The sequence below is a fragment of the Fictibacillus aquaticus genome, from assembly GCF_002245695.1.
Lineage (GTDB): Bacteria > Bacillota > Bacilli > Bacillales > Fictibacillaceae > Fictibacillus > Fictibacillus aquaticus.
On sequence record NZ_NOII01000001.1, the window covers coordinates 938,176 to 953,047 of the forward strand.

At 42.9% G+C, this 14,872-nt stretch carries 17 protein-coding genes; 4 read left to right on the forward strand and 13 right to left on the reverse strand.

Annotation, left to right across the window (positions count from 1 at the left end; translation table 11 throughout):
* Positions 1-35 precede the first annotated feature (35 nt).
* The 7 genes from CGZ90_RS04890 to CGZ90_RS04920 all read right to left on the reverse strand — a co-directional run bounded on the left by CGZ90_RS04890 (position 36) and on the right by CGZ90_RS04920 (position 8,052).
* Positions 36-1,349: an APC family permease gene (locus tag CGZ90_RS04890; RefSeq protein WP_094251788.1), complete on the reverse strand. Its 1,314-nt coding sequence runs from the start codon at positions 1,347-1,349 to the stop codon at positions 36-38.
* A 281-nt stretch (positions 1,350-1,630) separates the two neighbouring features.
* Positions 1,631-2,425 carry a formate dehydrogenase accessory sulfurtransferase FdhD gene (gene fdhD, locus CGZ90_RS04895; RefSeq protein WP_094251198.1) on the reverse strand — a complete coding sequence of 265 codons (795 nt, stop codon included), beginning with the start codon at positions 2,423-2,425 and terminating at the stop codon, positions 1,631-1,633.
* On the reverse strand, positions 2,422-4,773 hold the full coding sequence (locus CGZ90_RS04900) for an FdhF/YdeP family oxidoreductase (protein ID WP_094251199.1): 2,352 nt from the start codon (positions 4,771-4,773) through the stop codon (positions 2,422-2,424). Before CGZ90_RS04900 ends, fdhD begins: the two co-directional genes overlap by 4 nt.
* Positions 4,774-4,922: 149 nt before the next feature.
* Positions 4,923-5,246 carry a nucleoside triphosphate pyrophosphohydrolase gene (locus tag CGZ90_RS04905; RefSeq protein WP_094251200.1) on the reverse strand — a complete coding sequence of 108 codons (324 nt, stop codon included), beginning with the start codon at positions 5,244-5,246 and terminating at the stop codon, positions 4,923-4,925.
* A gap of 21 nt (positions 5,247-5,267) precedes the next feature.
* Complete coding sequence (locus tag CGZ90_RS04910) at positions 5,268-6,299, reverse strand: YkvI family membrane protein (RefSeq protein WP_094251201.1); 1,032 nt, start codon at positions 6,297-6,299, stop codon at positions 5,268-5,270.
* Between the two features lie 121 nt (positions 6,300-6,420).
* Complete coding sequence (locus CGZ90_RS04915) at positions 6,421-7,542, reverse strand: GGDEF domain-containing protein (protein ID WP_094251202.1); 1,122 nt, start codon at positions 7,540-7,542, stop codon at positions 6,421-6,423.
* Positions 7,543-7,776: 234 nt separating this feature from the next.
* The gene (locus CGZ90_RS04920; protein WP_094251203.1) at positions 7,777-8,052 is read right to left on the reverse strand and encodes a hypothetical protein; all 276 of its coding nucleotides are present in this window, start codon (positions 8,050-8,052) and stop codon (positions 7,777-7,779) included.
* 172 nt (positions 8,053-8,224) lie between these two features.
* On the opposite strand from CGZ90_RS04920, the gene CGZ90_RS04925 reads away from it, so the two are divergent.
* The gene (locus CGZ90_RS04925; RefSeq protein WP_165766771.1) at positions 8,225-8,632 is read left to right on the forward strand and encodes a phage holin family protein; all 408 of its coding nucleotides are present in this window, start codon (positions 8,225-8,227) and stop codon (positions 8,630-8,632) included.
* 64 nt (positions 8,633-8,696) lie between these two features.
* Here the strand turns inward: CGZ90_RS04925 and CGZ90_RS04930 are convergent, their stop codons facing one another.
* The 3 genes from CGZ90_RS04930 to CGZ90_RS04940 all read right to left on the reverse strand — a co-directional run bounded on the left by CGZ90_RS04930 (position 8,697) and on the right by CGZ90_RS04940 (position 9,702).
* A complete protein-coding gene (locus tag CGZ90_RS04930) occupies positions 8,697-8,918 on the reverse strand; it encodes a flagellar biosynthesis anti-sigma factor FlgM (protein ID WP_094251205.1) in 222 nt (73 codons plus the stop codon).
* A 5-nt stretch (positions 8,919-8,923) separates the two neighbouring features.
* Positions 8,924-9,172, reverse strand: coding sequence for a hypothetical protein (locus CGZ90_RS04935; RefSeq protein WP_094251206.1), 249 nt, complete (start codon positions 9,170-9,172; stop codon positions 8,924-8,926).
* 188 nt (positions 9,173-9,360) lie between these two features.
* Positions 9,361-9,702: a hypothetical protein gene (locus CGZ90_RS04940; RefSeq protein ID WP_094251207.1), complete on the reverse strand. Its 342-nt coding sequence runs from the start codon at positions 9,700-9,702 to the stop codon at positions 9,361-9,363.
* Between the two features lie 152 nt (positions 9,703-9,854).
* Here CGZ90_RS04940 and CGZ90_RS04945 point away from each other — a divergent pair, with 152 nt between their 5' ends.
* Positions 9,855-11,153, forward strand: a complete 1,299-nt coding sequence (locus CGZ90_RS04945) for a purine/pyrimidine permease (RefSeq protein WP_094251208.1) — start codon at positions 9,855-9,857, stop codon at positions 11,151-11,153.
* Positions 11,154-11,496: 343 nt separating this feature from the next.
* The gene (locus tag CGZ90_RS04950; RefSeq protein WP_094251209.1) at positions 11,497-12,150 is read left to right on the forward strand and encodes a C40 family peptidase; all 654 of its coding nucleotides are present in this window, start codon (positions 11,497-11,499) and stop codon (positions 12,148-12,150) included.
* Between the two features lie 46 nt (positions 12,151-12,196).
* Here CGZ90_RS04950 and CGZ90_RS04955 read toward each other — a convergent pair whose 3' ends face one another.
* Positions 12,197-12,424: a hypothetical protein gene (locus CGZ90_RS04955; RefSeq protein ID WP_094251210.1), complete on the reverse strand. Its 228-nt coding sequence runs from the start codon at positions 12,422-12,424 to the stop codon at positions 12,197-12,199.
* A gap of 108 nt (positions 12,425-12,532) precedes the next feature.
* The gene (locus CGZ90_RS04960) at positions 12,533-13,096 is read right to left on the reverse strand and encodes a cysteine hydrolase family protein (protein WP_094251211.1); all 564 of its coding nucleotides are present in this window, start codon (positions 13,094-13,096) and stop codon (positions 12,533-12,535) included.
* A gap of 161 nt (positions 13,097-13,257) precedes the next feature.
* Between CGZ90_RS04960 and CGZ90_RS04965 the strand changes: the two genes are divergently transcribed.
* Positions 13,258-13,884, forward strand: a complete 627-nt coding sequence (locus CGZ90_RS04965; RefSeq protein ID WP_094251212.1) for a LysE family translocator — start codon at positions 13,258-13,260, stop codon at positions 13,882-13,884.
* A gap of 127 nt (positions 13,885-14,011) precedes the next feature.
* Here the strand turns inward: CGZ90_RS04965 and CGZ90_RS04970 are convergent, their stop codons facing one another.
* Positions 14,012-14,740, reverse strand: coding sequence for a TraR/DksA C4-type zinc finger protein (locus CGZ90_RS04970; protein WP_094251213.1), 729 nt, complete (start codon positions 14,738-14,740; stop codon positions 14,012-14,014).
* Between the last annotated feature and the right edge of the window lie 132 nt (positions 14,741-14,872).

The window sequence follows — 14,872 nt, forward strand, 5'->3', positions numbered from 1 at the left end:
TAAACAAAATGCCCTCCGGTTCGGGAGGGCATTTTTTATGCTGATTTCTTCTTATTTAAATACATATATAATGGCAGACCAGATACTGTAACGATAATAGCTGTCAAACTGTCTGCCGGATTATCCATAATCGTTGCCACAACGATATAAGCCGATCCAATAATCGCAAAAGCCGGAACGATTGGAAACAGAGGAACACTGTATGGTCTTTCTGTCCCCTTATTTCTTTTGCGAAGGAGGAAAACCGCATAAAAAGCAAAGATGTAAAAGATGTAAACTGCAAAGATAGCCATTTCAGATAAATAGTCCGGGTCGGCAAGGAGCATCATTACAATCGCTAGTGCTATCTGCATGAAGAGCGCCGGAATCGGTGTTCCATATTTGGGGCTGACCTTGGAAAGAGCACCCGCAAAAGGAAGCTGGTTACGCTCGGCCATCGCAAATGGAACACGCGGGAACGTCAAAATCTTTCCGTTCAAACATCCGAAAATAGAAACAGCAATACCAACAGCAATCAGCTTGCCTCCGATATCTCCGAATAAAACAGTCGCAGCTGCAGCAGCGGAGTTTTCTCCAAGTGTTACTATCTCAGAAGCCGGGAGAACATGCAGCAAGGCAATATTGACAAGAACATATGCCGCTGTGACGATGAGAATTCCACCAATGATCGCTTTTGGCAATATTTTTGCCGGATTCTTCATCTCACCAGCAACAAAACCGACCATCAGCCATCCATCATATGCCCACAATGTTGCAAGAATCGCTGCACCCATGCTGATTTCAACAGCAGATCCGCTCGATGACGACAGAATCTGTTCGTTGCCCTTCCAGATGCCGAACACCGCAATCATTGTGATCGGAATCATTTTTCCTATTGTAGCAAGGTTTTGAACAATTCCGCCGTACTTTGTTCCAAGACTGTTCACAACTGCAAGAAAGATGACAGTTGCAATCCCGATCATCGGACCAAGATCTTTGTCCCAAGAAAAAAGATTTGTTGTCAGCGATCCGAAGTATAAACCAAGAGCGCCGATTACTGCGGGTCCATAAATAATGGTTTGAACCCACCCGCTCAAAAATCCCCAAACTTTCCCGTACACTTCTTCCATATACACATAAAGTCCGCCTGTTTTAGGGATTTGCGTTGCTACTTCAGCAATCGTAAGCCCTCCGGCGATAGTGATAATTCCGCCAAGTACCCAAGCAAGTAAAGCCATCGTTGAATCGCCGGCAAACTCAAGCACCCTCCCCGGCTTCATGAAAATTCCAGAACCAATTACCGTACCGATAACAATTGACATGGCGACCGATAATCCGATCTCACGTTTTAAGTTTTTTTCTGCGTTCACTTTGATGTCCACTCCCCGCCTGAATTTGTCCTCCTGAAAAAGACGTTTGTACAAATTTATCACAGCCCGCATACCCTGTCACTAGCTATGTAAATAGACGGAAAATTCGATTTACAAAAAGCGGTTACATAAAAAATTTTGGCGGACATCTTCTTAGAAGCAAACATAGGGTCCGGTACCCCACTGCGGGACGCGGGGAAGCAAAAAAAGGGGGTTGGCTAATTGTCTTGGATTTGGCAAACACAAAACCCCAACACCATCAATGGCATCAGGGTCCAGATTTACTTATATTCTAATATCCGATCAGGATGGGTGTAGACATTGCATGAATTTTTCCTCGTAAAGCCAACAGCGGTTATGCCGAGTTCGGCGGCTGCATCGAGGGCAAGGTCAGTCGGAGCCGATTTGGATACGATAATCCCCACTCCGAGCTTGGCTGCCTTAAAGATTACTTCTGAGGAAAGCCGGCCGCTGAACACGATCATCTTATCTTTCAAAGAATAAGGGTTCATGAGCCAGTTGCCATACAGCTTATCAAGCGAGTTATGGCGTCCGATATCGCTTCTGATGGTAATCAATCCAGATTCGTCTGCAATCGCAGCATTATGAACGCCGCCTGTCTGGTGGAAAACAGTTGATGCTTGCTGCATTTCGTTCATTCGCTTCATGCAAGCATCAATAGAGAACTTTACATTTTTAACCGCAGTTTTAGATGTGAGCATGTCACTCTTAAAATAAAACTGCCGCCCCTTTCCGCAGCATGACCCAATAAACCGTTTGGACATCTGTTCCTGATCCACCGAAAGCCCTTCGCGCAGCTGCACGTAAGCAAATCCTGTGCTTTCATCCACCTCCAGCTGGACTACATCAGAAAACTTCCTGATGATGCCTTCACCTGCCATAAATCCGGCAGCTAGTTCATCCACATGCTCAGGCGTGCATACAATTGTACCTGTCTCTTCTCCGTTGACCACAAAAGTAAAGGCTTTCTCAGCGGCTATGACATCTTCCTGCACTTCGCCTGCATCTCCAGAGCCTGAGAACCTCCATATTGTCCGTTTCGCGATACCGCTCATCCTGCTTCCGTCTCCAGCTCTTCAAGGCGTTTTTCGACATATCGGAGGTCTTTTTGCGCATGAAAGGTTTCTGCTTTTTCCACGATCACACCTGCGTTGTATTCCGGAATGCCGGCAAACGATTCGTAGACACCTTTTGGGAACAGCATGTTGCCTTCTGGCCAGAAAAGCGCAATGTTCTTTTCTTTCATGTTCTCGTATTTTACCTTTCCGTGGAACATGCCATGGCGGTTATACACTACTATGGCCTCACCTTCTGAAAGCGAAAGCACTTGCGCGTCCTCTTTGCTCATGAACACATCGTCCCGGTTTGCTCCATTAAACGGATCTTTATTGCTGTACACCATTGAATTGAATTGTTTTCCACGGCGGGTCGTGACATAAAAATGCCCTTCTGCTTTTCTAAGTTCAGGCAGTTCGACTGAGATCAGCCGGCCTTTTCCATCATCGGTTGGACAAATGCCGTCCTCGCAGAGCCATGCGCCTCCCCATTGAAATACATCACCCCGGTTTTTCAGATGCTGTATGCCATCATAATCCGGAGCAGCAGCCGCAATTTCGGCCCGTATTTCCGCAGCATTTTTAAAAGTAATCGAATCTTTATCCTCAGGACGCACTCTTGATGCAAGGTCGCAGTAAATTTCCCACTCCGGCCTTGCTTCTTCCATTCGCGGCCCTTTAACCTCAGGAGAGAAATACACCATTCGTTCAGTGGAAGTGGAAGTCCCACCGCCAGGCTGTTCATACCTTGTCATCGCCGGCAGCACGATAACCGCTTCACGTGCATCGACCAATGTTGATGTATTAAAGATGATGTCTTGATGGACCCTCACTTCCATCGCCTCAAGACAGTTCTTTACAAAATCAGGATCTGGCATCGTCTCGAGAAAATTTCCTCCTGACATATAATACAGCTTCGTTCGGCGTTCATGTGTTTCAGGCAGCAAAGCATTTTCGAGGCTTACACCGACAATGTCTCCCTGCCATTTCGGCACAGTAAAATTCCATACATTCTCAACACGCTTTACATTCTCAAGATCAAAGCCGCCCCCCGGAAGGCTGAAAGGATCAGCCCCCATTTCTCCAGCCCCCTGAACGCCTGAGTGCCCGCGGATTGGCATCACACCGCAGTGCTCCCGTCCCAAAAATCCGCGCAGCAGTGCTAAATTGGCTACCTGAGAGATATTGTCCGTTCCGAACCGGTGCTGTGTCAGACCCATAGACCAAACGAAAACAGCAGACTTTGACCGAGCGAGCAGAACCGCGAGCTCTTTCATTCTCTCCTTTGAAACACCTGATGACGCTTCGAGCACACTCCAGTCATACATTTTCACATGGCGTTTCAGCTCTTCATATCCGTTTGAATGCGCCTGCACGAAAGCGTGGTCGATAGCGGATCCGCGCTCCTCGCGTTCCATCTCGAACCAATGCTTGATGATTCCGTTCATAAAAGCAATGTCGCCGCCAATGTTCACTTGATAAAAATCATCTGCGAGGACGGTTCCAAATAGGGCTGAATCTGGTATGGACGGCACCCAATACCTGTCCATCGACGGTTCATGGTACGGGTTGATCACGATTATCTTCGTCCCTCTACGTTTCGCCGCATACATGTATTTTGTCGATACCGGCTGGTTGTTTGCAGCGACGGATCCGAAGAACAGAAGGACATCTGTGCCGATCCAGTCTTTATAATTGCAGCTGGATGCCCCTATCCCAAGCGAGCGTTTCAGGGCAGTCTTTGATGGTGAATGACAGATTCTAGATGCGTTATCAATGTTGTTGCAGCCCATATAGCGCGCGGCCTTTGCTGCAGCATAATAGGATTCATTGGTGATCCCTCTGGCAGTTAAATAAAATCCGAACTGCTTTGGATTGAGGCTTCTTATTTTCCCTGCTGTGTAATTAAGCGCCTCCTCCCAGCTGATTCGCCTGAAGCTTCTTTCTCCCTTTTTTCGCATAAGCGGATACGGAATACGGCCGAGTTTCCGCAGCTCTGATGAATTCATTTTCCTGAGTTCGTCAATATCCGCGTGCAGGACGTCCTTTTTGATTGCCGGCATAGTATTCAGTCTTAAAACGTTCAGCCTTGTCGTGCACACATGGGGACCTTTCAAAGTCTGATCATATAAGCCTGAAACACCGAGAGCGCACCCGTCGCACACTCCCTGTGTCAGGATGCGTGCTGCATATCCTAAATTATCACGGTTTTCCCATGCTGCTTTCATCGTATCGATGATATGGCGAGGCTTCTGCTTCCCCGCTCCAAAAGGAAGAGGACTGACCCAGAGCTTCGGATCCGGAATCTTTGGCAGCGAAACAGGACCGCTATGTTTTGTCTTTCCCATCTAACTCACTCCTGCCGTTTGTAAGCGTTTACTAATCGTTCATTAAAAAGCCACCGTGAACTACAGGATCAAACTGTTCGCTCACCGTGGCCTTCTTTATATAAAATTTTAGCAAATTCTTGGTCCCTCATCAACAAGAAGGCTAATCCTTAGTCACAAAGCTCCATAAGAAAAAGCCGCTGAGCAAACGCGCCTCTGCTCTGTATCCTTACGTTTCGTTTTTCTTCAAGTTCTTCTTTCATGATGCCGCAGCTTTCCGCCATTGTATAAACGGTTTCAAGTATTTCAGCAAGTGAATCAATTATGTTTTCTTGATCATTGTCATACTGGAAATCCTTCGCTTCATCAATTAGTTTTTTCATGAGTTCGGACTTAAACTCTTCTTTTCCCAATATACGGAACGTTCCTTTTTTCCCCGCCTGTTCGATCAGCTCCGGAATCTTATCACGGACCAGTTTATTAAATACAGCCATGTTTCACCCACCCTTTTACTATCACTCTATTTTTACGCTCCATAATTTAATCAAGAAAATAAGAGCCATGATGCCAAATGCCGGATACAAATAATGCAGCAGTGATGAATATCCTAGCTGGCTCAATAATGCGCAGCCTCCGAGTACCGCAAGCATCACCATGTTAGACCTTGCTCTAGCGTTCCTGTCTAGTTCACCGCACAAACCGTACAGATTGCCGATTAGAGTTGTGAAGATCTCTCCAAACACGACGGCAACAAAGAAAAGATGTACAGCGTGTCCGAGCTGGCCAACAAGCTCGGCGACTGGGATCTCCCTGTTCAGAACTTGCGGCATGGAATACAATGCAAAATGGCTGTTTAATAGAATGAAAGTGAGTCCAAGTCCGCCCGCTGCGCCTCCCCATTTAATGACCGCTTCACTTTCGGCTTCCCTGCTCAGCGGAACAAGCACCGCTTGTGCAAGAGTCAAATTGAATGCCGCATACGCAAACGCACTTATCGCCCACTTCCATTGCATAGAAAAATCATCCGGTTTGAAGAAAACAGGCAGATTTTTGTCCGCGATAATGCTGATGGACAGAAGAACTGAAAAGCCGACCATAATAGGTACAACGAATGAGTTTGTCCAAAGAATGCCTTTCATCCCGCGCTGGTAAACAAGCACTGTTAAAATGAATGATATGAGAATCCCCGCCTTAAACGGTAGATTCAGCTGCTCGGCAAAAAGAGCTCCGCTTCCAGAAAGCATGACAGCCGTAACCCCGAAAAGCATGACTGCAGTTAGTATATTGACTACACGCGCTGCGCTTTTTCCGAACAGATAAATGTTCAATTCTTGGAAACTTGACGCCTGGATGCTGCGGGACAGCAGCATGATTTTTGTGCCAAGAATCACAAAGAGAAGCCCGCTTATCACTATGCCTGCAAATCCGGCAGACCCATATGCGGTGAAAAACTCTACGATTTCCCTACCTGTTGCAAAACCTGCCCCGATCACCGTTCCGATATACGTTGCAGCGATCTGAAGAATTTGTCTCATCTTCCGATTCATCCTAAACCTCCAGGCCTGTCTTACAAATATGTGTATGCTTATGTTTTTAAAAACATGAATTTAAGAAATTCAACTTTAAGGCACAAAAAAAGCGGAGGAATAATCCCTTCGCTTTTATACTTTATTTACATTCTGTCACCAGCTGTGTCTTCGGCTGGACAGAACTCGATACAGTTTTGTTTTTACCGCTGTTCTTTGCGTGATATAGGCTTGAGTCCGCCCCTTCGAACAATGACTGCTTGTGCATGCCGTTTCGATAAGTCTCTAGACCGATGCTGACCGTAACAGGCTTGCTTTTTAGTTCTGGGTGCCTGAGCTCTGCGATGTCACGCCTTATTCTTTCCATCGTCATGAACGCTTCTTCACTGTCCGCACCATTCAGGATAACAACAAATTCTTCTCCGCCGTAGCGTGCTGAGAAATCATCAGATCTTAAATTCGACCGCAGACTTTCAGCTACTCGTTTTAACACTTGGTCACCAGCTGCGTGTCCATAAGTATCATTGACTTTCTTGAAGTTATCAATATCAATGATTGCCAGGTGCAGCGGGAATTGATAGGCTTCTGCCTGAAGAATAAGTACATTAATGTATTCATAAAACGCCATATGATTGTATAACCCAGTTAATGCGTCTGTCTTCACTTGCTTTTCCATGAGAGTTGATTTCACCATCAGCTCCTGGTGATCGGCTTTCGCTTTTTTCAGATGCTCCCCGATTTCATATCCTCTGCGCATAATGCTCTGACAAACCAATGCAGAAAACAATAGAACAGCCATCATAGAAATACGCTCCATCCAGTCATGGCTTGTGCTTAAGTAAGGATGAAAAAGCGTTAATCCAATGTAGCAAGCCGTACTGACAGAGAATGAAAACCAAACTTTCTTTCTCTCAAAGTATGTTGTGGAAACTAAAAGCGGAAAGAACAGGCAAGAAAAGATAACCTCCATCCCCGAATGTACGCTGATCAAAATCGTTGCCAAAAAACTGGCAGAGACAATCATGATATAATCCATATGTTTTTCCATCTTCTTGCTCAACAGCTCTGTTATACCGACGACAACACTCGTAAGTACTGTTGGAAGAAGTATGTAATATTGATAAAATTCTTTCAGCGGACGCTCTGTTAAAAAGCTGCTGATACACGAAATAAGAAATGAAAATAATACAACAAACCAAAACACCCTCAGCATTTTCCTATTCCACTGAGTACTGCCTTGTTCAATCAAATACTTCACATTCATTACTTTCCCTCCGAGAGGACAAACTTGCAACCTTCCATATTATAACACTCTTATTTACCTACCCTGTATACATTTTTATAGTACATAGCTACTTTTTTTATTACCGCTACTACCTATTTATATTACGTTAAGAATTATCTGTTTTTTACTCATAAATGGTAATAAAAAAAGTGTAGAGCAGTTAACTTATCAATTAAAAAAAGGATACAGATTCCTGCATCCTTTTCAGTCCCATTATTTTAACTTTTTCTTTTTAGGAAGCTTAGCGAGCAGCCAGCCCCTGCCTACCTCACAAAAGCGAATCGGCATTTCCATTGACGCCAGTATTTTGTCCTGTCCGAGAATATTCAGCTTTCCGGTTTCTTCATTTACAAAATCCACTTCTGCGTTATCGGTTCCCGACAGGGGCACAACCCATTTCCGGTTATCGACGCCTCTGATTTTAAACACCTTTCCGTCAAAAGAAACTTTGTGGCAATGCGGAGGTAAACCAAGGGTTATTCTATCCATTCTCACTCTTCCTCCCTTTCCGGATTTGTTTCATTGTAGCAGAAAGAAAACCATATGACACGAAGTTTTTTAATATTTCAAAATATTTAACTTATTTGCAATAAACGTGCTAAATCCTGTTAATTCGACAGCGTTATTTTTCCAAATTTATACGGTGAAAGGAGGTGAGAAAGTGCAAAAGATCCTCGTGTTTATTTATTATGGCACTTCGATAAGCGTTGGGACAGCCGTAACATTTTTTTACGAAAACCTTACTCCATTAGGACAAGCACTGTTATTAATTATATTTATTGATTATCTAACTGGAATTTCAGCAGCGTTTTATGAAGGAAAATTAAGCAGCAAAGAGGGGTTTAAAGGAATCTTAACTAAGATGATTATTATTATGATAGCAGCCATGGCACATTTTTTAGGTAAACTAATGAATATGCCTCATCTAGAAGATATGGTCATTTTATTTTATTTGAGCAATGAACTGCTATCTATTATTGAAAATGCAGGCAGGATGAAAGTACCGATTCCAAACGTGATCAGAAACGCGGTAGTTATACTTAAAAACAGGGGCAGCGAAAAAAGCTGATTATTATTATTCAGAGGAAAGAAACTTCCATGCTATGGATTAAGGGCAGCCGCTGGAAGCTATTTTATGGCATATAAAAAGAAGAGATGCTCTGCGCGATTCTTTCCGGGCTTATTGTATAAGTACCTGCCTGGACGCGCTTTTTTAATTTATTTATTTTTTCAAGCCTTTTCAATGACTGAAGCGTTTCTGCTGTTTCCTCCTGCGGTCTTCCAGGAAGAATATCTGGCTTTTTTACACGTTCAATTTCATAATTCGCCTCATTTTTACCATTGTGTATCCGCATGCTATTCACCTCATAAGGGATGGCAAGGAATCAATCAGAAACCATTCTTCCTCGCAATCCAGATTATCGAGCGTTCTCCAAAAAACCTGCTGTGTACTGCCATCCATCTTCACTTCACAATCTTCTCCACTGATGCTCAATTCACAAAAAAGGTGTACCCACGTCTGCTTGAATAAATAAGGAGTGAAATTTTTAAAATCAGGCAGATGGTCTTCGAGCCACTCGGCAATCTCTTCTGGGGTCCGCTTGTTCATGTCGGTTTCGTCCTTTGCTATGTATAGGATTGGAAGTAAAACAATTTCAGGCCCAACAGGTCTTAACGAATATGTGCTATATAATTTCGCTGGTTAAATCAGGAATAAGTCGGTTTCTTTTTTAATTTTTTCGAAAATTTGCATCAACGATATATTGTATGTTTGCCTTAACCCTTTATAACGGTGTCCTAACTCTTGCTTTCGTATAAATTTGGCAGCACATTCATTTCCTCAAGTTCCTTTTTCGTTTCAGCTGTCCCGAGCAAATATATCATCCTGTAAAGTTCAAACATTAGCTCATTATCCTCAAGGCGGTCCCGGTCACCAACTGCCTCATTAAAGTGCCTTGAAGGAGAAAAAATATCCAGACCTTCTTGCTTATTATGTTCGTGTATACGTGTGAAGAGATGCTCAAGTTCATGCTTTTCCTTCGAGTTTACCAGTATCTCGAAATAGTGAATATTGTCATCAGGACTGACCGGAAGTATTTCGCCTTTAGTTGATACATAATAGATTGCTCTTGATTCCATTAAAATTCCTCCTTAATGAATCGTTATATTCCGTATACCTTTTATACAGACATCGCAAACCTGAAAACCTTATAAACTATCATTAATTTGCCGGTTCAGTCTATAATAAGCATGGACAATTAATTCAATGAAAAAGCGCGGTGGGTGATAGTATGAAAGTTTCATTATCGTCCCTTCAGTGGATGGTTTTTATTTTGGCAGGAAGTTTGGTTGCACCGATCGCGATCGGCGATGCTTTTCACTTGTCTCAAAGCGAAACAGCTCAGCTGCTGCAGCGGTGTTTCCTGATAATCGGCATTGCTGGAATTCTGCAAGTATTATTGGGGCATAAACTTCCTGTACTCGAAGGTCCTGCCGGATTATGGTGGGGAGTGTTTACGGTTTATGCAGGAATTGCAGCTTCAGGTGCTTTAACAATTGAACTTGCGCTCCGTGAACTTGCAATGGGAATGTTTATAAGCGGTGCACTCTTTATTTTACTTGCACTGTTTAAAATGATTGAGAAGCTGCGCAGCTGGTTTACCCCGCTTGTAACAGGTACATATTTGATCTTGCTAGTTTCACAGTTAAGCGGATCTTTCATTAAAGGCATACTTGGCATCGGATACTTGACTAAAGGTGTGGACGGCAAAGTGGCTGCGGCAGCCATCGGTGTTCTCATTTTTTCAATTATTATCGGCAAGTCGAGCATCGTCTGGCTTAGAAGCTATTCCATTTTAATCAGTCTTCTTTTTGGCTGGTGTCTTTTCACGATTTTCAGTCTGAACAAAGAATCAGCATCAGCCGGATCTTGGTTCCAGGCTCCTGAAATAATGTCGTGGGGACTTCCCCATTTTTCCGGAGGCATCACGATTACGTCAGTCTTTATCGGCTTGCTGCTGCTGACAAACATGGTGGCGAGCATCAATGTGACAGAAACAGCTTTTAAGTCCGTAAAAGAGCCTTACGAAAAAGTTAATTATAACCGTGCAGGCTTTTTTATGGGAATCAGCACGTGGATCGCCGGTCTTCTCTCCGCCGTAGCGCCTGTCCCTATATCAGGCTCTGCCGGATTTATGCTGACAACCCGTATCTTCAGTAGACTGCCGTTCATCATTGGCAACGTTTTAATTATTGTGATCAGCTTTTTCCCTAAACTCACATATTTCTTTGCGGCGATACCTGCCCCAGTTGGTTATGCAACAATATTCCTTCCGTTCTCGAGCATGATCGCCCTTGCACTGAAAGAATACAGAGGACAGATTCAGTCAGATTCCAAATTATTTATCATCGCCACGTCTCTCATGATCGGCATCGGTACCCTTTTCATTCCGCCTGCAGCGTTAACTGGGCTTCCGAGCTTGCTCGTTACGCTTCTAAGCAACGGTCTTGTTCTCGGAATGATTACGTGCATCATCCTTGAACAATTTCAGGCTGCCAAAGATAAGAAACAATTGAATAAAACCGTTTAAAGAAAGGACGTTAAGTTCTTTCTTTTCTTTTTCTAAAAAACCTTTTCTTATACCCTTTCTCTCAAAAAATAAACTCTCCAGTTTGCAATGGGATTTCTAATGTTGTAAGAAAAGTAAACTAAAATAGTGTTTTGGAACCCTTAAACTTTTCTGTATTCCCCATATTTTGACGATATCCATCTAAATTCGAGACTATTTGACTAGTTTTTGTTATCATTTCGTAATCTCCCCCACATCTTATTGTCATAAAAATATTGTAGGATAATGATGTTAGCTTTAGTTGGATTTACCAAGTATTAATTTAAATGTTAATGATTGAACTTATAGGGGGATTTGGAAACATATGAAAAAATGGATTGCATCAACAGCACTTGCATCAATGATGGCTTTAGCACCTATTCAAGCTTATGCTGAACTTGGGGACACTACATTAAAGCCTGGAATGACGCACACTGACGTTAAATCACTTCAATCAACTTTAAAGCAAAAAGGCTACTTCACATACACAGGATCATATACTACATATTACGGATCTTACACAACCGACGCTGTTAAGAAACTGCAGCGAGCAAAAGGTTTGATTGCCGATGGTGTCGCAGGACCGAAAACCTTCAGTGCACTAGGCGTATTTGGTTCAATTAACGAAACGTCACTTATCAGCTACGCAAAAACATTCCAAGGTGTACCTTATCTTTGGGGCGGGACAAGCCCTTCTGGATTTGACTGCTCAGGGTTTATGTATTACGTCTTTAAAAACTCACAAGGCATCACTTTGCCTCGCACAGCTTCACAAATGTACACATTAGGGACAAAGGTTTCCACTCTTGCTCCAGGTGATCTTGTGTTCTTCTCAACATATGCACCAGGCGCATCTCATGTTGGCATCTACATTGGAGGAGGAAACTTCATTTCTGCTACTTCTTCAAAAGGAGTGGCGATCGTGCCGATGAGCAACACGTATTGGTCAGCTCGCTATCTTGGAGCGAAACGATTATAAGAATCACCATTTAAAAAGACTCAGCAAATTGCGCTGAGTCTTTTTACTATGAATAATTACGATCCACAAATCTTAATGCATCTTCAAATTCATCCAAAACCTGTGAACCAACAATATCCTCTTCATCATCAAGGAATGTCGCTTGAAAATATCCTTCATCGCCTTGAGGCACGAACCGCAGCCTTACTTTTACTGAAGGTTCATCTCTTCTGTTAAACTCCCATTCCTTCTCCGGGTTATTCTTGATCTGTTCCAGCTTCTCTAAATGTGTCATGAATGTTCCTCCCGCTTGTTATCTCTTATTATTTTTACCCTGTAATTAAGAGTATAAACTTTCCCTTTTATCGACATTTCCTGGGGAATAACGGCATAGGATGTTTAATTAGAGCGATGTTTGAGGAGATAATCCGCATATTACGTCCTCTGTTGACACGATTGACGCGAATTCTTTGTTTAAATGAAGCAGAGCAGTTTCGTGAACTTCTTCAGCCGTGTATGACCGTCCCGTATGAGATACCATCGCGAACGCAGCAGTCGCATCATGGACAAGATCCACTTTATAGCCAAGATTAGCTGCCATTCTAACTGAGGTGGACACACAATGACACGTTGTCAGCCCTATCACTGTCAGGTGTGTGATCTGGTGATGCTGCAGATGCTCATGCAATGCAGTCCCAATGAAGGCACTGTTCACAGTTTTCACAAAATGAGCTTCGTTTTCTAGCGGCTCAAAGCCCTTTTTCAAACTGTAACCTTGTTTTTCAGGATAAAACGAACCGTCTGGGCTAGTTGACGCATGCTGAATATGAATAATTTCCAGACCATTGCTGCGATATTCTTTTAGTAGTTTAAGCATGTTATCCTCTGCGTTCAGGTTATTCCTTGCACCCCATGATGCGTCTTCAAACCCTTGCTGAACATCAATAATAAGCAATGCTTTTTTCATTGAACCGTTCACCCTTCCTTCTATTTAATAAGAAAGATTTCTGCAGGAACGCTCGCTTTCCCTTCCATGTGCACACCGTTTTTAGATTAATGCTTTTTTTGAAATGTTTTGTTTTTCTACACATAGAATGAAGAAGGACAAACTCATGAGGGGGGACTAGCTTGCATACATTTTGGCTGTTCTTTGAATTCATCGTCCTCGGCATCAGCCTTGCTGCACCAATTGGTCCCGTTAAACTTGAAATGATTCGCCAAGGGATGGCTCACGGATTCAAGAATGCCTTTCATACAGGATTAGGTGCCATGTCTATGGACCTGATTTACATGACAATCATTTTTTGGGGGCTATCCCCTTACTTTTCTTCTTCTTTTTTTCAGCATACGATTGCTGTTATCGGATCAATGCTGTTATTTAAATTAGGCTGGAGCAGCTTGAAACATGCTTTTACACATAAAGACTCAAATGAAACCAAGGAAAAAACTTTCTTAACTACTCCTTTCCTCACTGGCATCAGCCTTGCTGTCGCCAATCCCTTCATCCTCGTCTTTTGGTTTTCTGTATACGGCACTGCACTGCAAAAGCTTCCTGATTTTTGGCCCATGGGAGGACAGTATGTATTTAGCCTTGCAATTTTTGTCGGCATTTTTTTATGGAATCTTAACCTGTCCTTCGCACTTCATTTTTTTAAACCCTTCATAAAAAGTCGCGCTTTAAAACTTACCTCATTCTTTTCCGGCGGTCTGCTTCTTTATTACTCCTTTATCTTTTTATCCTCAATATGGAAATAAAGAGTTTGGCTGATGCCATCCTAGACGTCAGCCTAGACTGGCTTTTACTAAACATGTGAACTTGTTGGAGACGCAGATTGAAAAATTTACACTTTTAGACATGTAAAAAAGCCGCGGGTGCGGCTTTTTATTTTTCATCATATTGACGTCTTTCAGATAGCTTTTCTTCTTGAGATTGCAGCATATCTTCATATTCGTCATGCTTTTTATTAGGGACGATCCCCCGCTTATTTCCGGTTATGTCTGTTGCTGCGAAACCTTCAATCTCTTCTGTATACCCTTCTTCATCGACTGGATCATCATCCATATCCTTGTAATCCACTTTTTGCGGGTCATCAGACGGCGTTTCGCTCGATCCATAACGTGAAAGACTTTCCCAAGCATCCTCACCATCAAAAAAGTTACGGTCTTTGTTATCGTTGTTAAACTGACCATATCCAGGCTTTAATACCTCTTCTTCAACTGGACGCTCTTGTTCAGAATCCGTATGATTTGAAGCATGCTCCAGACAATACGGTGTTGTGGGCATAGCTTCCAGCCTTTCTTTCGGAATATCCTCTCCACATTCCTGGCACGTTCCATAGCTGCCTTCTTTTATCCGCTGCAGTGCGTGATCGATGTCAGACAGCTCTTTTTCCTGCAATTCACTGAAAACCATGTTTCGCTCTCGATCATATAGCTCGGTCCCCGAATCAGCTGGATGATTATCATAATTTGAGAGTTCTCCTGTCATTTCCTGATCTGCCTCATCTTCAGGTCTGAATTGATCGTTTATCTCATGAATGTTTTCAATTTCTTTTTTTCGATCTGTTAATGTCTTTTCTAATGTTTTTACATCCTCTTTTGATAGTGCCATCTATTAGCACTCCTCTCTACGTCATTACCCTATCATTACCACCGACTGCAATGGATTAATCATCTTCGGTATTTTTTGCGGATTTTACCAGCTCTATACTTTTATTTCTTCATATAAAACGATAATTAATTT